The following is an 18160-nucleotide window of genomic DNA, read 5'->3' as shown; positions in this document are numbered from 1 at the left end:
TTGGTCTCAACCCTTGCGATACCGCTCCTGCATGCTACTAAGCCACCAGCTAGCCTCTCGCTAACGACGTCCCGTACACTGACCATATGGGCATCCCGATGCAAGCACAGACAACCTTTGGAGTAGGCGTCTACTCGTATGCTGATGCTGCACGTTTCATCGGCGCGAGGTCCAGCCAGCTTCGACGCTGGACCCTTGGCTATATCCATAAGAGCCCCAGCGGTGAGCGTAAGCTCTCGCCGCCGCTTTGGCCCACTCAGTTGTCCGAGACAGGCATTGAGGGCTTGGGCTTCAAGGACCTAATTGAACTTCGTTTCGTCCGTGCATTTCGCAACGAGGGCGTTCCGTTGCAGGTGATTCGGCGGACTCTGGAAGAAGCGCGTGACGAGTTTGCTTCGCCATACCCATTCACCTGCAAGAAGTTCAAAACGGACGGTCGCCGCATCTTCATGGAGGTTATCGAGGAAACCGGCGATGAGTCGCTGGTGGACATCGTGAAGCGTCAGAACGTAATTCAAAAGGTCATTGGTCCGTCGCTACGCGAAGGTGTGGAACTCGACATGCAGGGCGAAGCGATGCGCTGGTTCCCTCTGCGTGGGTCCAAGTCAGTTGTGTTTGATCCTGCCCGCAAGTTTGGCCAACCTATCTTGGCTGAGTACGACATTCCGACCATCGCAATTGTGGATGCCGTAAGCGCGGAAGGCGGGAACGAAAAGCGTGTTGCCAAGCTTTACGAGATCCCGCTTTCGGCGGTGCGCAGAGCTCTCGAATTTGAGGCAAAGGTTGTCGCTGCTTGAAGGCGCAGCTTGACGAGAATTTGTCGCGCGCCTTAGCCGGCGCACTTCACTGTCTCGCCCAAGCCGACGACCACGAAGTGATTCATGTGAATGATCTGGTGCCACGCGGTACTCCGGATGTGGAGCTGTTCGCTGCCTGCGTGAGCGCGAAGGTTCAAATTCACATCACACAAGACCACCACAACCGCCGCCAAGTTGAGCGAGACGCCATCGCGTCAGCGGGCTTGATCGTGTTCGTGTTGGACAGGGGTTGGGCCTCACAGCCTGCGTTCGAGAAGGCAGCACGCTTGATACAGTGGTGGCCGCGGGTCGTCGCGCACGCTGAGTCGATGGTCCCGCCCGCTGTATTCCGCGTACCTTGGCGCATCGTAGGCAAAGGCAAGTTCCAGCAGATACGCATCACCAGGTGAGCGCATCGCGCATGTCGCCATACTCGCAGCCGCCCCAGTTTTGTGCACGTGGCCAGTAGCCAGAGCGCGCATGCTCTTCGCAATAAGATAGCCACCATCGTCTACCGATGCCGAATGAGTCCGGTTAAATCACTTCGGCGTAACCTCAGGTTAGGCGCCAAAGTTGCGATCAGCGATTCCACAATGAATCGGCTTGAATCGTCTGCGAGAGGGCCAAGGACGACTTCCCCCTGACCTAAAGCATCTAGCGCAAGGTCTCTGTCAATAAAGCGAAGGCTTGGTCCGAAGGCACCCCACTCCCCAGATTTAGTCATCTCATGGAACTTCATCGCCCACTCTGCATCGCTCGCCCACGAGGAGGGACCAGGCATCGCATGCAGAATAAATCGCACTTCCTGCTGAAATGACCATCGTCGACTCTTTAATGTTGCCAACGCTGTGGGCCGCCCTTTAATTCGGAACCCATCGGGGCTAGTAATTTCAACCCGAGCCGCATACTCAACAGCGACATCATCAACGTAGATCACTCGACTGAGGAAATCTGCATCATCGTCGATAAGATCTGGCGTCAGAGTGTATCCCTGCCCCCGAGTATGGAGCATAGACGCTGGATCAGAAAGCCGTGGAACCTGCGCAAATGGCTGCCTTGGAAGCGATATTCGAACTCCCCTCATCGCATCCCCGTACATGGCCCATTGAGCTATATCCTCGTCGTCTTTTTCGACCCAGCAGCTTGCAAATAACATTCCTCCGAAGTCGAATCCCCCAAGCCTCTGTGCCTCTTGCGTGTCATCTAAAGTATCAAGCCTTCCAAATCGAATCGTCCTATGACGTAAAATTGCGGCTAAGGCGGCAACGCTTGTGTAGTGATGAATCAGATCTTTTCTCACTTTAAACAGCGCTCCACCATAGTGAAATTAGAACTCAAGATTTCCTGCATGACGTTGTTGTAGCCTTCATGCAAACGGCTCGTCGACGGCAGCCTCGGCTTCGGGGAGACGGAGGCGGCCAGAGGTCAGATGCGGAAGCAGCCCGTCACGAAGCTGTGTCAGGGCTTCCACCTGCCGCGCAAGCAATAGCCGTCGCTCGACGATGGGGTCAGGAAGTTCAATCGCAGCCCGCCACACGCACGGTCGCTCTCTCCGGGCGGCGGCCTGGAGCCTTTCTCTCGGCAAAAAGGTGAGCACCGCACCCTGTTCATTACTCGCCATACAAACGCGCCAAGGCGATAACGCCTGTTTCGAGATCCAATGGCAACACATCCAGGCTCAACCGCTCATCAAATTGAAACCGGGGCAGGGCCGAGCCCAAGCTGGGCGTACGGGGATGCACCAGCGCCATACGCCCCTCCCCGCCCAAGTAGCGGTGCCCGTAGGCGAACAACTGGTAGAAGTCGCCTTGGGACAAGCCGTAGTTGTTGGCGGGATCGGTGGCATCGAGCAGCTTCCACTTGGCGTCCACCACGTACTTCTGTCCGGCGCACTCGATCAGGAAGTCCGGCCGGAGGTTGAACATCTCACGCTCTTCGGTACGGCACAGCCACTGGCTCGCCACTTGGGAGCGGAGCACCGCGCCGCGTGGGAGCAAGGCTCGCAGGCGCGCCTCGACATATCGCTCGAATACCCGCTCCATCGGGAACAGCAGGCTGCGCCCCCGCCACTCCCCCAGCGCGGAGAGCGGATTGCGATCGCCCAAGATCAGTTCGCACCACGGCTTGATGTCGCTGTAATGGGCCATCAGCCGGTCGCTGCTCCAGCGTCGTAGATCCGCCGCAATGTCGCGGCTGCGCTCAAGCTCGACCAGCTGGTGTTCGAGCTCATGCGCCAGCCGCCAACTGCCCGGATCGCGCGTGGCCTTCGCCACCTTCAACAGGGCCGACGCGATCAGCCGGTTCTCCGGCCGGTCCGGGCTGAAGACTTGGTGCTCCACCTGGAACAAGTGTTGGCGACCCGGCGGCTGGCGCAGCTGCGCGCCAACCCGCAGGCGTCCGCGCAGGTAGCGCAGTTCCTCCTCGACCGCCACGTAATCGAATCGCAGGCCACGCCGGACCAGATGGTCAAGCTCCAGCAGGAACTGCTGGATGATCCATTCGCTTACCGGCGCGTCGAACGTCTGCAGCCCCGTGGGCCCGACATCCCTGACCGGAAGGCGCAAGCCGTGCCGCAGCATGTTGACCAGCACCCGGCGCGCCGTGGCGACGTCGGTTTCACCGTCCACGTGCTTGGGCAGTATCTCGATCCGGGTGCCGCAGGGCGACTCCAGCACGCCCACGTAGTTGTCCACGCGCAGCCAGCGCCGCCCACCGACCTCGACCAGCGGCGCCCCGCCCAAACGATGCCGCTGGGCTTCGGCGCACAGCCAGTCGAAGGCCGACTCCGAGAGGCTGGCCTCGTCCAGGCTGCCTGCGGCCACGGGGCCAACGGCAAGGCGCGCGTGCTCGCGGACGGTGACCAGGTTCACGGCGGTGCGGGTGCTACTTCGATGATGCCGCTGTAGGCCTCGGGCTTTTCAAAGGCACCGACACTTAGCTCCCAGCGGCTGCCATTACGCGGCACGTCCATCTCGGCACCGAACAAGGCCTCCAGCCCAGCGGTACGCTCGCGCACGAACCGATGCTCCGGCGCCTTGCGGTGATCGTTGAGAACCAGGGAAATCTTCTCCCAGTCTTCGAAGAAGTACTCCTGCAGCAGCGGAATCACCTGCCTGCGGAAGATCCGGGCCAGATCATCCAGTCCGCCGGAAGCTCTCAGACCCATGAAGTACGCATGGCCGATCATGAAGTCACGGCCCAGCAGCACCTCGATCCGCTGGTTCATGGTCTCCAGCATCCGGTCCACCGCAATCCCTGCAACTGCCGCGCCCGCCAATGTGGCGGTGTCCGGCATCATCTCGCGGAACTCGAAGCGGCGGCGCAGCGCAACGTCCAGCCCGGCCAGCGACCGATCGGCGGTGTTCATCGTACCGATGATGTGCACATTGCGCGGCACGCTGAAGGGCTCCTTCGAATATGGCAGCGTCACTCTCAGCACTTCCTCGGCACCTTCACGCTTGGACGGCTCGATCAGCGTGATCAGCTCGCCGAAGATCCGCGACACATTGCCGCGGTTGATCTCATCGATGATCAGGACGCGCGCCTCCGGCTCACCTGCGTCAACGCGCCCTGGCGCCAGCAGGTCGGCCAGCCGCTCCAGGCTGATTGACCCTGGCCGGAGTTCATAGATCGTCATCTGGCTGAAGCGATTCTCCATCAGGTCGCCGTACGGCCGCGGCGGCGCGTACTTGCGCAGCCAGCGCACCGGTCGCGTTTGCACATAGTGCTCGCCCTCCTCCTGCTCCCGATGGAAGTACTCGCCAGTGACCTCGCCGATGGCGCGGAAAGCGAGGTTGCCATGCGTCACTACCAGCAGATCGCCGATCCGCACCTTGCGGATGAACGTGTTGAGCGCGGTGACCGCATAGTCCCCGGCCCCGACCTCGTCGTTGGCCTGCTGTATGCGATGCAGGATCGCCTCGCGCGAATCCACACCCGAGAAATCCGCGCCAAAGCCAAAGCCGAGCAGCGCGATTCCTTCCTTCATGCACTCGTCGAATACGTGGCCTTCCGTACTGGCATCGCCAAGCGAGATCTTCCAGATCCGGCGGCCGGAAACATCGATTCCGTCATCGGCATCCGCCACCGCCCGGCTACGGGCGGCTTCGCAGATTTCGCGGAACACCCCGGGCTCCACCCGGTATTGCAGCTCCCCATCCTCGCTGTCGGCGCGGATGCCCTCCACAAAGTCCTCGTAGCTGAAGCTCTGGTGGAAGGTGACGAACCGGATCCGCTGCGCGGCAGCCAGCTCATCGAAGCGGGCCTTTAGCGCGCCGCGATCATCCTCGTGCGCCTGCTTGAACTCCGGGTCCAGCAGCTCCAGCGCCTCGTTGACGGTGTGGTAGGTCTTGCCGGTGCCCGGCGGGCCGTAAAGGATGCGGTTGATTGGACCAGACATTGATTCAGATTTTCCTTCGGCTTTGATTGAGGACTCGGTTGGCGACTCTGCAGCGCCTTCGTACCAGTCGCACAGCCCCTCAAGTTCCCGAAGAGAACCCAGAAGGATGAGGAAAGCTGGCTTTCCCCTTCCCAGAGCGGGCGCGTGCTGATCCAAGTGGTGGTTTCTGGTCTCGTCGGGCGGGTACTCCTTGACCTGGTCTTCATCCACGCCGGGAGGCCTGGCATCGACGAAGACGCGGGCGCCCTTCTTGATTTTTGGGTCCAAAGCGAGCTGACGTCCAGCGGGCGTCTTGAATGCCGCGACATGGGACGTACCGGAATAGGTAGAAGGGTAGCGCTGCTTCAGATACGAAATGGCCGCATCGGCATTGAACCGGCCGTACTCAACGAGGCGTATGGAGTTCTTGTGAGTACTGGTTGCGTCGGGATCAGGAAATATCTCCCACACCCCGTGCACCTCGGGATCGTAGGGAACAAAGTGGGTTCCCTCTCCAACGCCTACCTTGTAGAGACGGTCGTACCTGTTCCCCACATCCGTCCGCCGCGGGACCTTGCCGGTGTGATGGGATGTCCGCGCAGGCGAGTTGACCGACGCGCTGAGAAGGTTGGCGGTAATGGAGCTGAAGGAAATGTCCGGCTGGGACTTCTTCAGGTACTCCCAAACCTCGTATCGCGTCGCCCTGCCCCCAAGTGCGGAAACAGCCTCAATCACCTGCTCCCATTGCGTCTTTGCACCAGCTTCCACTTCCACGTCACTCACGGTGCGCTCCCGTCCGAGACTTCAATGACGATTCCGCCGAACCGGGCTCCGTCTGCGCGGCATGCGACGCCGTCGATCCAGCAGTCGTGGCTGTCGTAGGGCTCGTCGGTGTCGGCATAGGTGGCGACATACCCACCGTCGAATCCTTCGTTCGCGAAGGTGAGGGGGCGGCCTTCGGCGGAGCGGGCGCGGCTGGCGCAGGCCTGGCAGACGTAGCGCGGATAGCGGGGCTGCGGCTCCAGCGAAGTCGCACATATTGGGCAGGCGTAGCTCATGCGGTGGCGGCGTCGATTGCGCGCTCGGCCTCAGGCAGGCGGAGCTTGCCGGAGATCAGGCGGGGGAGGAGGGTGTCGCGGAGTTCTGCCAGCTCTGCGCCATGCCCTTCGTTCGTTTTGATGCGATCGAGGATCGGGCTGACAACAGCCATGAAAGCCGCCAGGACTTCCGGCGGCGGCAGCAGCACCTGGATCGGGCGAAACGCGCGCTTGCTGATTTCCATGAACGTTGAGCCGTTGGCCTTTTGCTTGATCAGATCCATGTTGGCCTTGGCCCAGAACAGGAGATAAGCAGGCGGCAAAGCTCCCCCTGGTGGAATTGCGATGAACCCCTGATTGATCGCTGTCGGCATTGCCGCGATCGCGAGATAGCCGATAGGTGCTCGAGAGGACATCAGCAGCGTGCCCGCTGGCAGCAGGCCACTGCTGATCCGGGCGATACCCGCATCCGTCGCTTTGCGCGCGGTGCTCGAAAGAACAGGCGCACTCAAGCCAGAAAGGTCCTTGGGCGTCGCCCAGTGGTGCTCACCGCCTTCCCAGAAGCCCTCGTTCCTGGTGCTGGGAGTCCCGCCACCAAGGCAATCGACCAACTCCCCGATTTGCGCAACTTTCCAGCCTTCCGGGATGGAGCCGAGCTCAGAATCCACCAGCGCATACGGAAACAGCGCGGCGGTGGCGACATCCATGCCCTCGGGCTCGCGGTCTTCAGTCTTGGCGCGGACGGGTTCGAAGTTCACGAACCACGACTTGAACAGGGCTTGGGCGATAGCTTCGAGGGTGGCATTGGTTTGACGCAGGTTGTCGATGCGGTCGTCGAGTGCTCCGAGAATTTCGCAGATCCCGTCCCGTATTGGCTTTCCCGGCATCGGAACCTGCAACAACCGAAGATCTTTCAAATTGATGGTGGTCTGCACCGTTGTGTTCGCAGCCATCCCCAGCTGATGCTGAGCCACGGGAGATCTCAGGACTAACGAGATCCAGCGCGACATATCCAGTGACTTGGGTCTGATCATCGCGACAGCACGAGCAATGTTCCAGCCATCTAACGCTGGCGGAACGATCGCCACCTGCCCAACCGAACCAACGATGGTCACGAGTACGTCGCCGTGCTGGACACGAGTCCGCTGATACTTTGCGTCGATGTCTCGCGAGATCCGCAGCACTTCTCGAAGATTGAGCACGTTGTCCTGAAAGTTGTTGACCCGAATCAGTGGTACACCGTCTAGAACATTTTGGCCCGGCTGCACAACACCGTACGTCACCGGGGTCGTGGTGAGCTCAGATAGAGAAACAAAGCTCCATTCAGATCCCATAGCCCAAGGCCCCCAATCTCCCGCGGATCACCCCGTCCAATTCCGATCCCTTCGCTATCTGCTCGGCCAACTGCGCGGTCAGCCGCTCCATCTTTTCGTTGAATACCTCGTCATCGTCCTCTTCCACCTGCGCACCGACATAGCGACCGGGCGTGAGCACAAATCCATGCTTTTCCACGTCTTCCAGCGAGGCGCTGAAGCACAACCCCGGCTCGTCGGCGTACTCCCCGCCATCGCTGAACTCCGTCCCACGCCACCGGTGATACGCCTGCGCGATGCGCTGCAGATCCTCGTCGGTGAACTCGATTTGCGTGCGGCTGATACGCCCACTCGCCGCCTTGCGGGCGTCGATGAAAAGTATCTGACCCTTGCGGTCGACGCTGCCGCCCTGCCCCGCGCCCTTGTCACGACTCAGGAACCAAAGGCAGGCCGGAATCTGGGTATTGGAAAACAGCTGCCCCGGCAGCGCGACCATGCACTCGACCACGTCGCCCTGCACCATGCCACGGCGGATGTCGCCTTCGCCGGACTGCTGCGAGCTCATGGAACCATTGGCCAGCACAATGCCGGCGCGGCCACGCGATGACAGGCGCGCCAGCATGTGCTGCAACCAGGCGAAATTGGCATTGCCCTTGGGCGGGATGCCGAACACCCAGCGCGGGTCGTCGGTGAGCTTGTCGCCGCCCCAGTCGGATATGTTGAACGGCGGGTTGGCCAGCACGTAGTCGGCGCGCAGGGTCTTGTGCTGGTCGTTGTTGAAGGTGTCGCCGTAGGTGGCGCCCAGGTCGCCATGCAGGCCATGCACGGCGAGGTTCATCAGCGCCAGTCGGCGGGTGGCGGCCATCAGCTCCTGGCCGTGGATCGCCAGATCGCCCTTCTTCTTCAGCTTCGCCGCATGGGCATCCTTGAACCTGGCCGACTGCACGAACATGCCACCCGAGCCGCAGGCCGGGTCGTAGATGGTGCCCTTGAACGGGGCGAGGATCTCCACCAGCAGGTTGACCACGCTCTTGGGCGTGTAGAACTCGCCGGCACGTGCGCCCTCCTTCATTGCGAACTGGCCGAGGAAGTATTCGTACACCTCGCCGAAGACGTCGCGGCTGCCGTGGAGCTCGGGGTCGAAACTGAGCTTGGCCAGCAGCTGCATCAGCTCGCCGAGCTTGCCCGGCTCAAGCTCCAGGCGGGAAAACTCGCGGTAAAGCACGCCCTTCAGGCTGGGGTTCTCGGCTTCGATCTCTCCCAGCGCCTTGTCCAGGCGTTGGGCCAGGTCCGGTGCGGCAGCCTGACCCAACAGCGTGCTGAAGTGCGCTTTCGGCGGCACCCAGAACACGTTGTCAGTGTCGTAGAAGGTCTTGTCCTGCGCGAACTGCGCGGCGATCTCGTCGCGGCTGTCGGCGTCGGGAATGTAGTACTCGGACTTTGGGTCGGCCAGCCGCTTTGCGATCACCCGACCCTGAGCATCGAACATGTCCGACACGTACTTCAGGAACACCAGGCCGAGCACCGGGTACTTGTAGGTCGCCGCGGCCACGGAGCCACGCAGCTTGTCGGCCGCCTCCCAGAGGGTGCGCTTGAATTCGTCGTTGGTCATTTCATCCCCTGCTGATCACAGCGATCGTTGCAGACCGTGTTCTCAGATGCTGAGTCTGGGGCGGTTAGACCGTCCCCTTGTATTCATCAATGTATGTAAGTAGCTCGCCCGGCTGGCAGCCGAAGTACTTGCAGAGCTTGTCGATGATGTCCGTACCGATATTTGCTCCGGGCTGGTTGGCGATCTTCGACAGCGTCGCCCGGTGGATGCCCGTTGCATCCGCCACTTCCGTCAGCGGCACTACGCGTCGCTCTTTGAAAGCCTTGTCCGCGATCAGTTCGGCTAGACGGAATCGAATCATGAATATCTCTTAAATATTGTCGCGTATAAACGACATTAGTCGTTGACAAGCGCCTTTCGTCGTCTATGATCGTCAACAAGCGTCGCCTATCGGCGACACCCGTTGACTAGAAACGACAAGGAGCAACTGCGTGCAAACTTACATCACCACAGACGAACTCGCCACCCGGATTCACTACGACGCCCGGACTATCCGCACCCGGCTGAAGGATGCCGTACTGCTGGAGGGTGTCCACTACATCCGCCCGTTCGGAGGCCGGAAGCTCCTCTTCATTTGGGATGCGATCCAGCGCGACATCGGCAAGTTCTCGGCGGGCCGCGGGCCGGTCTCCGCTGGCATTGCCGACGAGATCCCGATGGCCAACGGAGGGCGGGCTCATGGCTAAGGTCCGCGCCCGGGCCGAGACGGGCACCCTCTACCTGGACTTCTTCTACCGCGGCGTCCGTTGCCGGGAGCAGACGACCCTGCCGGACACGGCAGAAAACCGCAGCCGAGTGCAGGCACTAATGAGCCGGATCTCCAAGGAGATCAAGCAGGGGCTGTTCGACTACGCGGCCACATTTCCCAACAGCCCGAAGGCGGCGCGGTTTTCTGCGCACGTCGCGGGAGAAGTGCTGGCGGCAATCACGTCGCCTACTCCCAAGCAGGCCGTACCCGAAACACCAACCTTCGCCGAGTTCTCGGTGACTTGGCGGGCGGAAATGGCACCCCAGTGGCGCCGACTCCACAGCAACAGCGTGGACGCCACTTTCGAAGCCCACTTGCTCCCGGAGTTCGGCAAGAAGCGCTTGTCCAACATCACGAAGGCGGACGTGCTCGCGTTCCGGGCCAAGCTGCCGCTGCTGCCAGGGCGCGCCGACAAAACGCTGTCTGCGTCCACCATCAACAAGGTCATCGGCATCCTGCGGCAAATGCTGACGGAATCCAGTGACCGCTATGGGTTGCCCGACGCTTTCAAGGGCGTGAGACGCCTCAGGGCACGCCGCCCCGACGTCCAGCCGTTCTCGCTCGTGGAGGTGGAAAAGATCCGCTCAACCATCCGCGTCGACTTCCGCAACTATGTAACAGTCCGGTTCTTCACCGGAATGCGCACCGGCGAGATCAACGGCCTGAAATGGAAGTACGTCGACATGGAGCGGGGTTTGATCCTGGTCCGCGAGACGTACTCCGCCGGAGAGAGCGAGGAGGCCACTAAAACCCAGCAGTCCGCTCGAGACATCCCAATGCTCCCGGAGGTTAGGCGAGCCATGGAGGATCAATTCGCGCAGCGTGACCTCGGCAACCCGTATGTGTTCACGTCACGCGGTGGTTTTCCTCTTGACGCCCACAACTTCGCCAACCGCATCTGGTACCCGCTGCTGCGCTATCTGGAGATTGAGAAGCGGCGGCCGTACCAGACACGCCACACGGCTGCGACGTTGATGCTCGCCGCTGGCGAGAGCCCTGAGTGGATCGCCCGGGTCATGGGCCACGCCAACACCCAGATGCTGTTCACCGTGTACTCGCGCTATGTCCCCAACCTGACGCGGCAGGACGGACTGGCCTTCAGCGGCCTGATCAACACCGGCAGCGGTGCCGACACAACAGCCGTCCTTTCCCCCGACCAGCTCGCTTCGATGGATGTCGACGAGTTACGTCGCGCCCTCGCCGATCTCGTCGCCCGCTAACTGGAGAACCCAACATGAGCCACCACCCCACCCTGCCTCACGCCATCACCCTCAACGCGGTTATCGAGCCTGGTCATATCCACCACGATGAGTGTCGACAGGTTCGACTAATTCACGAGCACGGATCCCTCGACGCATTGACTTGGGAGCCCATACCGAAGGTACCGGCAGCCTGCCTGCGAAAAGCCGTTGCGCACCTGATCCCGGTGGGTCAGACGGAGCATGGCCTGCATGTGGTTACCCGCTTTGAGTGGTGTCACACGATGGACGCGCTCAGCTTGGTGCCCCATTCGTTCGGCACGACCGACGAGGTGGTGGCTCGGTGCCGCGATGTCGTTGACGCCATGGCGACAAAACCCCTACGCAGGTTCTTGGGTGATGTGTTCAACACGCCGGCGATTTTCTACGAGTACTGGGACACGCCACTGGAGCATCGTGGTGCCCCCGGCAGCCTCGCCCTGGATGCGGTCGCGCTGGCCGAAGCAGTCCAGGACAGCCGCACCACGGAGGTACGTGAGCGTGACGTCGCCATCACCTTCGCCCTGATTCGTCACGTCGGTGCCATCTGGTGTCTAAGGGATGACTGGAGCAACGGCTATGAGATATCCCAACAGGAGCTTGTAGCACTCAGCCAGCTGGATGGCCCGTTCGATCAGCTGGCATATGAGGCCCCGGCACTGGCAACAGCACTGCGGGAACTGATGTTGGAGCAGCGCTCACCGGCTCGGGACACCACGGCGCAGGCGGTCACGAAGCTGGTTGCTCGTGCGCAAAAGCACCAAGCGATACTGGCCGAGATTGAAGCTGTCCATCGTTACCGGCACGAAGAGATCCGCGAAGGCTCGCCCCCCGGCGGGAACGTAATCGAGTTCCCGCGACTTCCGATAGGGGTTCGTGCACCCGATGAACACCTGTGGTGAATTCCACGCCGCTTTCAGGCGCCCGCTTCGCCGGGACGGCGAGCTGGCGGGATCCCGCCACACGCCTACCGATCTCATCCACTGCGACGACACGTCGCCACACTCCATCCAGTTCACGCCACAGGAAAATTCCATGAGCACTCCCAACGAACGAAGCCTGTGCGTTGTTCAGACGAGACGGTTTCTGCAGTCGCTTCGGAGTGACGACACACTGCCGGAACCAGTGCGCCAAGAGTCGCATCGCCTCCTCCGGCATTACCCGACCGCCACTGACATCCAAACGGAAGCTTTGCTGCAGGAGAAGGGCATGCGCGGCATGTGCTTCGACCCCGAGATCGACCCCGGCTGGTGGCGAGAGTACCTGTACGGTCCTGTCACCAAGGAAAGCACATGACAACGTCTACCGAGCTAACCCGAAACCTCATCCAGGCAGGCAGCTTCCTGAAGGAGCTTCGGGAGGACACGACGCTTCCCGAGCACATCAGGAAAGAGGCCGATCGGCTAGTTCGCCATTACCCCGCGCTCCATTTGGTTGATCTGCCGGACGGCGAAGAAGCCTTTGTCATTGAGGAACCGTGGTTCGGCGCTCAGTTGCCCCCTGATTGGCAGCAAAATTATCCGTTCAAATGGATTGTTCAATCTGATTAATTGTAGGAGTTCTCTGACATCTCGACGAGACGTTCACCGATGGCGATCAATCACTCAGAGCAACAACCTGTACATGCCCCGGCGCTAGGCCACCACTGAAGCTGCCGTGATCGCATCGGAGTCCGGCCGAACGGAATCGAAGCAGAGCGCCGGGGCATCCCTGAAGTCCAAAGGTCGCAGGCATGAAGTACCGCGTTGAGTTGCGAGAAAACGACCAGTCCGGCGATCTGATCCCGAGTCCAGCCGCAAACATGCGTTATCCAACGCTCTATCGAGCTTGGACTGCCGCGATGGCAGACGCCCAACGGTGTTTTGCCACAGAGGGTGTGTTGATCTGCATCCGAGTCTTTGATCAGTTCGATCAACTTGCGGTCATGGGGCGCGCACCATCGAATTCAGTTGGAACCAATTGCCGCATCCTCGAGCGCGCTCCCTAATCACCCGACGGCTGCTTTCAGGTTGGAGCGGAAGTCGGTCGTATGGGTTGCGGCCTGCTGGAGGTGGACCGTGGTGCAGAGCGGGTAGTGGCGCCGTCCATCTGCCGATCAATATCGCCTTCTCGGATGCCGACGTCCGCCTCAAGGCGTTCGATTGCTCGGGAGGTTCGATCGCCATGACCGCGTCCTGCTCGTCGGCGGGCATCGAGCCACCCGTAGCAATCTCCTGGTCCAACATAGGACCAGGCGGTTCCCGTATACCGACAGTGTTCTAACGCCAGCCTAGTTCGCGGCTGAGCAGCTCATCGAGACTTTTCTCGGAATCGATCAAGCAGCGCGGCCTTCATTCCGAACGCCAACGGGCCTTCCAAGTCGGCCCGCGGACTGTCCCCTACGAAAAGCGCATGTCTGGGCTGAGCGTTCAGAGCCTGGATGACGGCGCCGCACACAGCCGGCGCGGGCTTGCACTCGCCCACCTCGCAGCTCAACGCGTGCGCATCGAGATTGGGAAGCAACTCTCTTAGGCGAGTCGCGTAGGCATGGGCAGCATTGCTGCAGATGGCAACACGAATCTACCGGGACCGGAGTTTGCGGAGTACCCCAGCGACATCCGGATACAGACGCAATGCTCCAATCTCCGTCGCGACTTCGCGCTCCAACACAGGCACGAGGTGTGACATCCCCATCTTGGCGGCGATCGTTTGGATCGACTCGTTCCTGATCAAGAATTGGCGACGTTCGCCTTCGACAGCAAGCCGATCGTAAGGGTTGCGACGACCTACTGGAGGTTGGATCGTGGTGCCAAACGCATCGAAAATGACAACAGTGATAGCGCTACTCCAGCGTTGCTATATTGAGTGGTGGCGGTCGCCAACCGAACGTTACATCCTCCGCAGCAGCGACGACACTTTTCTCGGCTAATTCATTGACTACGTCCGCCGGCCTTCGAGTCCGTTGTTCTCTTCGATGAACCTGCGCCGCCCGTAGTACAAGGACGGCACATTGACCGAGCAAGTCGCAAGGTCGTTCGCCATCCGGGAGGCCGTGGAGCGAGTAGAACCATTCGGTTTCGCCCCAACCAGCGGTCAGGCCTTCTGTATCGAGGCGCAGGCGTCACGAATGGTCGACAGAATCTCAGGAAAATGAGCGACGAGCTGTCCATCCGGCTGGAATTGCCAAGTTGGAAATCTGTAGTGGTGTTGGGGTTCGGTTACCCCCAGCAGCCGACCAGACCTTCGCAAAGCTGCGGCCCGCTAACCAATTGTAATCAACAGCATCTGGTCGACCTGTGCTGCAGTTGGCCAGCTAGCAGACAGCTCGATACGACGCGCAGCGGCTGCTTCCAGAACCATTCCCTCTGTCCGCGATTCCACGTGTCCTGTGGATAGACTTCTGGGCAGCAGGAAAGTACAAATCATCGAACCAGCCGCAGATAAGTTCATCGGGGCCAACCACCTCGTCGAGCTCTGCGATATCGGTGAGGTGCTCTTGGATAGCTGATTGATAGAAGAGTTCTGTCACTGCGGCCTAACGCCTGAGTTAAGCCGGCCTGCGTAGTGGAGGCAACGGCGTGGCAAGCTTTTTCTGCCACGACGGTGCTGTAACGAAGCAGGTTCGGCTTGAACGAATTGTTAGGCGGCTACTCGACGAACTTGTACTGAGCTCTCTCGTCGCAGAGTAGATTCCATTCCGCCTTGTCGATCACTTTAGATGAAAATCCGTAATACCCCCAAGTAACGCATAGATCATCTTGCCAGCAATCGTCGCAAGTGAGGCAGTGTGGATGCACGCTGTTGTTGATAATGTCCTGGCAAATGCTGCTCAAGCTCTTTGGATTGTTGCAATAGCACTTGAACTTAGGATCACGCTTTCTATCACGCAATGGCCCGACCAGTCGCTGGTATATTTTTGAATGTTTCTTTTTCAGGCGCTGATTAACTGCATCAATAATGTCAAGGCGATCTCTTGCGATTGCGTTGACACGAAGGTTGAGCAATTCTTTCTCTGTGTCATAGCGGCCCTGATGAATTTTTGCCTCAAGGGAGCTCATTGATCCTCCATAGCCGCCTAACGCCTGAGTTAAGCCGACCTGCGTAGCGTAGCCGACAACATGGCAAGCTTTACCTGCCATGTTGTTGGTGTAGCGAAGCAGGTTCGGCTTGAACGAATTGTTAGCCCTCAGTCAGCGGTGGGAACTCCGCATGACGGGGTAAGGTGTCCGCGAACTCCGCCCACGCAAGATGCTTGGCATGCCAATAGTGAAGCTGTGGGGTGATTGAGGCCGGCTCGTCAAAGCTTCCGATGGTGATGTCCACCACGCCGGGGATGTAAGTTGCGGCAAAAGAGATCTGCGTACCGCAGGTCTCGCAGAAGCCCCGCTTCCCTTCTTCCGAGGAGGCATAGAGCTTGGGCTGGCCTTGAGCGAAGACTACTTGCGGCTCCTCAAACATGGCCCACGCGACGGCGGGCGCTGCATTGGCCCGCCTGCACATGGAGCAATGACAGATTGCAGTCATAACGGGCTCACCGGTGATCCGGTACCGGATGGCGCCGCACTGACAGCCGCCTTCAAACTTTGTCTCCGACATGGTGATTGCTCCGTATGAGGGCTAACGCCTGAGTTAAGCCGACTTGCGTAGCGTGGCCAACAACGTGGCAAGCTTTACCTGCCACGTTGTTGGTGTAGCGAAGCAAGTTCGGCTTGAACGAATTGTTAGGCCTGCCCCTTTAAATTTACGAGACCCAACCACCACATTGTTTGTCACTTTGAACCCATCCGGACGGCGCGAGCTTAAAGATAATCGTACTGCCGCTACCGCACAGGCCGCCGCATACAAATGAGTAGGTAAATGCTGCCGTTGTGTGAGATCTGTTGAACGCTATTGCTGAAAAAGTGATTAGTCCCTGCTCAAAGCCGCTATCAACGGCAGACTCAATTGACTGGCCTTGAGCGATGAGGTCGCGCGGGTCATGCGGGCTCCATTTGTCCGGATCAACTAGGTGCACATAAGCAATATCACCGACGATGTTGGTGAGATCATCTATAGGCTCTACTGGCGCCCAGGGGGTGTTGTGGGCGCACTCCGAAAAGTCTTTCAGAGCTTCTGCGGTGGGTGCTTTGGCAACGATCGATACGTTGATTGGGTCTTTCTCTTTGCCCGTCCAACTATCAAGGAACGCACTGTAGATTTCTGCTGCACTGCCAGTGTCTGCGAGAGTACTGGAGTTTGCGACGGCTTGATGCGCGCATCCAAGGCATGCGGCGGCTGCAAGTAGCGCTAGTGTGCGAAACATATGATCTCCGATGGTCTTTCAAGGAAGGCCTAACGGCTGAGTTAAGCCGAACCGCGTAGTGGAGCCAAAGGCATGGCAAGCTTTTCCTGCCATGCCTTTGGTGTAACGAAGCGGTTTCGGTTTGAACGAATTGTTAGGCCCCACACCGACCGTCTTTGAGGAACTGCAAGATGAGCATGCTGATCCTAGACTGTAGTTCGGTGGGGCCATGGTCGTTCATGTCGTTGTGACGGGAGCCGGAGATTGCAGCAATGCAAGTGCCAGCACTTTTTTCTTGCGCTGTGGGAAGAACGCCAGCGTCTGCCTCAGAATCGCTACCCCGAATAGAGAGAACGTTGATAGAAGGGTTCCGAGGAAGCGGATACCTACGATTGTCCAGTGTGACTAGGGTTGTCGCAAGCGTTGGCGACTCACGCAAAGCAAGGGCTGAGATGTCTCCGCCATTGGAGTGACCGACGAGCACCAAATGAGGCCAGTCAAACATCGGGTACTTTCGGGCCAAGGTGTCACGCACGAAGTGGATGTTTTCAGCTCCGCGTTTCCATGCGGGCATGCGACTAGCGAATAGGTCGCCGCTCTTGCTTAGGGCAGGGTCCGAGGGCAAGTCATGTTGAATTGCCACGACTAGGTAGCCCGATTTTGCCAGTGCGTTGGAGATAAACGAGTAGTCGGTGTTGAGAAGACCGTAACCTGAACTCACAAAGGCTACCGGGCATGGCCTTGAGTGTGTGCAGTTGCGGGGCTGCGCCGGGAAATAGAGTGCAATAGGGACTTGCCTCTCACGGCTCGCGTCCCAAAGTTCGGTCGACTCTATGAGGTTTGCATCGCTCCGCGCTGCGGTAGCGCAACCCGCCAAGAAGACTGCCGCTATTAATGCTACAAGCCTCATCGATCCTTCCATGTGGGGCCTAACACCTGAGTTAAGCCGCGCCCCGAAGCGGCGTCGGCTTGAACGAATTGTTAGGCGGCAGGCTACAACAGTTGCAGCGCCGACCGCACCTCTGAGATGTGGTAGGCGTAGCCAATTCCTACATTAGCTGAGCGGCCGATGTTGCGCGCTATAACCCGGATCTGCTCTTGGACCATCCGCGTCGCCGCGATCGGATCGATTCCGCTTAGGAACACCCCGCCGGCACTGCGGTTGAGCAACTCTATGTTGCTCTGTAGCACTGCATCCAGGTCTTCAAAGTCTTTGGTAAGGCCAGTGGCTTTCCGCGTAACTATGCCGAGCACCTTTCCATCGACGATATCGATGAGGGGACCGCCCGAGTTGCCGTGGTTGACACTGCCGTCGATCTGGATATAGCGCACACCCGCTTTAACGAAGGTCGAAGACACAAGCCCGCGGTGCAGGGCTAGGTTTGGCTGCTCAAATTGGAACCCAAGGAAGCAGGCCTCGGACCCGATCGTTACCCCTTCGTCTTCTTTCGCTTCGAGGTCCGGAATTTGTGCGAACGCGGGATGGTCTACCGCCATGACCGCATAGTCCCAGCTCGACGCATCCTGACCGGATCGGAGCATATGTTGGAAGTTTAGGCGGCCAAAGTCGGCTTCGAACACTGGTGCCGAGCCGTCCGGGCCTACAGTACGCAAGATTACCCGACGAGCAGAAGGAGCTTGGATCACGTGGTTATTCGTGATCAGATACCTGCCCATTTTGAACCCGGAGCCCGACGTAATGCGCTCACCAGCCGTATTGAGGAAGGTCAGCGAAATAATCGACGGATGCGCTCTTTGCCACAGTGCCTGCATAGGT

General features: G+C 59.6%; 18 protein-coding genes. 7 read left to right on the top strand and 11 right to left on the bottom strand.

Going from position 1 to position 18160, the window contains the following annotated elements:
• Positions 1-98 precede the first annotated feature (98 nt).
• Positions 99-797, top strand: a complete 699-nt coding sequence (locus tag ACW5DN_RS13505) for a DUF433 domain-containing protein (protein WP_456963332.1) — start codon at positions 99-101, stop codon at positions 795-797.
• Complete coding sequence (locus tag ACW5DN_RS13500; RefSeq protein WP_456963331.1) at positions 794-1207, top strand: PIN-like domain-containing protein; 414 nt, start codon at positions 794-796, stop codon at positions 1205-1207. The genes ACW5DN_RS13505 and ACW5DN_RS13500 overlap by 4 nt, the downstream gene beginning before the upstream one ends.
• 1200 nt (positions 1208-2407) lie before the next feature.
• Here the strand turns inward: ACW5DN_RS13500 and ACW5DN_RS13495 are convergent.
• The 6 genes from ACW5DN_RS13495 to ACW5DN_RS13470 all read right to left on the bottom strand — a co-directional run bounded on the left by ACW5DN_RS13495 (position 2408) and on the right by ACW5DN_RS13470 (position 9438).
• Positions 2408-3667: an McrC family protein gene (locus ACW5DN_RS13495; protein ID WP_456963330.1), complete on the bottom strand. Its 1260-nt coding sequence runs from the start codon at positions 3665-3667 to the stop codon at positions 2408-2410.
• A complete protein-coding gene (locus tag ACW5DN_RS13490; RefSeq protein ID WP_456963329.1) occupies positions 3664-5958 on the bottom strand; it encodes an AAA family ATPase in 2295 nt (764 codons plus the stop codon). The genes ACW5DN_RS13495 and ACW5DN_RS13490 overlap by 4 nt, the downstream gene beginning before the upstream one ends.
• Complete coding sequence (locus ACW5DN_RS13485; protein WP_456963328.1) at positions 5955-6233, bottom strand: hypothetical protein; 279 nt, start codon at positions 6231-6233, stop codon at positions 5955-5957. The genes ACW5DN_RS13490 and ACW5DN_RS13485 overlap by 4 nt, the downstream gene beginning before the upstream one ends.
• Positions 6230-7546: a restriction endonuclease subunit S gene (locus tag ACW5DN_RS13480; protein ID WP_456963327.1), complete on the bottom strand. Its 1317-nt coding sequence runs from the start codon at positions 7544-7546 to the stop codon at positions 6230-6232. Before ACW5DN_RS13480 ends, ACW5DN_RS13485 begins: the two co-directional genes overlap by 4 nt.
• The gene (locus tag ACW5DN_RS13475; protein ID WP_456963326.1) at positions 7536-9137 is read right to left on the bottom strand and encodes an N-6 DNA methylase; all 1602 of its coding nucleotides are present in this window, start codon (positions 9135-9137) and stop codon (positions 7536-7538) included. Before ACW5DN_RS13475 ends, ACW5DN_RS13480 begins: the two co-directional genes overlap by 11 nt.
• 64 nt (positions 9138-9201) lie before the next feature.
• Positions 9202-9438 carry a helix-turn-helix domain-containing protein gene (locus tag ACW5DN_RS13470; protein WP_456963325.1) on the bottom strand — a complete coding sequence of 79 codons (237 nt, stop codon included), beginning with the start codon at positions 9436-9438 and terminating at the stop codon, positions 9202-9204.
• A gap of 130 nt (positions 9439-9568) precedes the next feature.
• Between ACW5DN_RS13470 and ACW5DN_RS13465 the strand changes: the two genes are divergently transcribed.
• From ACW5DN_RS13465 to ACW5DN_RS13445, 5 genes are all read left to right on the top strand, one after another.
• A complete protein-coding gene (locus ACW5DN_RS13465; protein WP_456963324.1) occupies positions 9569-9823 on the top strand; it encodes a hypothetical protein in 255 nt (84 codons plus the stop codon).
• Positions 9816-11105 (top strand): Arm DNA-binding domain-containing protein, encoded by a 1290-nt coding sequence (locus tag ACW5DN_RS13460; RefSeq protein ID WP_456963323.1) that lies wholly within the window; start codon positions 9816-9818, stop codon positions 11103-11105. Before ACW5DN_RS13465 ends, ACW5DN_RS13460 begins: the two co-directional genes overlap by 8 nt.
• A 14-nt stretch (positions 11106-11119) precedes the next feature.
• On the top strand, positions 11120-12025 hold the full coding sequence (locus tag ACW5DN_RS13455) for a hypothetical protein (protein ID WP_456963322.1): 906 nt from the start codon (positions 11120-11122) through the stop codon (positions 12023-12025).
• 133 nt (positions 12026-12158) lie between these two features.
• Positions 12159-12419: a BPSL0761 family protein gene (locus ACW5DN_RS13450; RefSeq protein WP_456963321.1), complete on the top strand. Its 261-nt coding sequence runs from the start codon at positions 12159-12161 to the stop codon at positions 12417-12419.
• A complete protein-coding gene (locus ACW5DN_RS13445) occupies positions 12416-12673 on the top strand; it encodes a BPSL0761 family protein (protein ID WP_456963320.1) in 258 nt (85 codons plus the stop codon). Before ACW5DN_RS13450 ends, ACW5DN_RS13445 begins: the two co-directional genes overlap by 4 nt.
• Before the next feature lie 739 nt (positions 12674-13412).
• Here ACW5DN_RS13445 and ACW5DN_RS13440 read toward each other — a convergent pair.
• From ACW5DN_RS13440 to ACW5DN_RS13420, 5 genes are all read right to left on the bottom strand, one after another.
• Positions 13413-13670: an HAD family hydrolase gene (locus tag ACW5DN_RS13440; protein ID WP_456963419.1), complete on the bottom strand. Its 258-nt coding sequence runs from the start codon at positions 13668-13670 to the stop codon at positions 13413-13415.
• 1079 nt (positions 13671-14749) lie between these two features.
• Complete coding sequence (locus ACW5DN_RS13435; RefSeq protein WP_456963319.1) at positions 14750-15160, bottom strand: hypothetical protein; 411 nt, start codon at positions 15158-15160, stop codon at positions 14750-14752.
• A gap of 121 nt (positions 15161-15281) precedes the next feature.
• Positions 15282-15698, bottom strand: a complete 417-nt coding sequence (locus tag ACW5DN_RS13430) for a GFA family protein (RefSeq protein WP_456963318.1) — start codon at positions 15696-15698, stop codon at positions 15282-15284.
• A 145-nt stretch (positions 15699-15843) separates the two neighbouring features.
• Complete coding sequence (locus tag ACW5DN_RS13425) at positions 15844-16404, bottom strand: hypothetical protein (protein WP_456963317.1); 561 nt, start codon at positions 16402-16404, stop codon at positions 15844-15846.
• 972 nt (positions 16405-17376) lie between these two features.
• On the bottom strand, positions 17377-18156 hold the full coding sequence (locus tag ACW5DN_RS13420) for a S1 family peptidase (RefSeq protein WP_456963316.1): 780 nt from the start codon (positions 18154-18156) through the stop codon (positions 17377-17379).
• Positions 18157-18160 lie beyond the last annotated feature (4 nt).

Source organism: Lysobacter sp. A289 (genome assembly GCF_054072675.1).
Note: the sequence above shows the minus strand (reverse complement) of the source record. Positions and strands in the feature narration are given on the sequence as shown.

Bases quoted from the DNA above. Each gene is read 5' to 3' on its own strand.
- ACW5DN_RS13450 (WP_456963321.1), top strand. From the start codon at position 12,159: ATGAGCACTCCCAACGAACGAAGCCTGTGCGTTGTTCAGACGAGACGG.
- ACW5DN_RS13455 (WP_456963322.1), top strand. From the start codon at position 11,120: ATGAGCCACCACCCCACCCTGCCTCACGCCATCACCCTCAACGCGGTT.
- ACW5DN_RS13505 (WP_456963332.1), top strand. From the start codon at position 99: ATGCAAGCACAGACAACCTTTGGAGTAGGCGTCTACTCGTATGCTGAT.
- ACW5DN_RS13460 (WP_456963323.1), top strand. From the start codon at position 9,816: ATGGCTAAGGTCCGCGCCCGGGCCGAGACGGGCACCCTCTACCTGGAC.
- ACW5DN_RS13425 (WP_456963317.1), bottom strand. From the start codon at position 16,404: ATGTTTCGCACACTAGCGCTACTTGCAGCCGCCGCATGCCTTGGATGC.
- ACW5DN_RS13445 (WP_456963320.1), top strand. From the start codon at position 12,416: ATGACAACGTCTACCGAGCTAACCCGAAACCTCATCCAGGCAGGCAGC.
- ACW5DN_RS13480 (WP_456963327.1), bottom strand. From the start codon at position 7,546: ATGGGATCTGAATGGAGCTTTGTTTCTCTATCTGAGCTCACCACGACC.
- ACW5DN_RS13420 (WP_456963316.1), bottom strand. From the start codon at position 18,156: ATGCAGGCACTGTGGCAAAGAGCGCATCCGTCGATTATTTCGCTGACC.
- ACW5DN_RS13470 (WP_456963325.1), bottom strand. From the start codon at position 9,438: ATGATTCGATTCCGTCTAGCCGAACTGATCGCGGACAAGGCTTTCAAA.
- ACW5DN_RS13475 (WP_456963326.1), bottom strand. From the start codon at position 9,137: ATGACCAACGACGAATTCAAGCGCACCCTCTGGGAGGCGGCCGACAAG.
- ACW5DN_RS13435 (WP_456963319.1), bottom strand. From the start codon at position 15,160: ATGAGCTCCCTTGAGGCAAAAATTCATCAGGGCCGCTATGACACAGAG.
- ACW5DN_RS13430 (WP_456963318.1), bottom strand. From the start codon at position 15,698: ATGTCGGAGACAAAGTTTGAAGGCGGCTGTCAGTGCGGCGCCATCCGG.
- ACW5DN_RS13485 (WP_456963328.1), bottom strand. From the start codon at position 6,233: ATGAGCTACGCCTGCCCAATATGTGCGACTTCGCTGGAGCCGCAGCCC.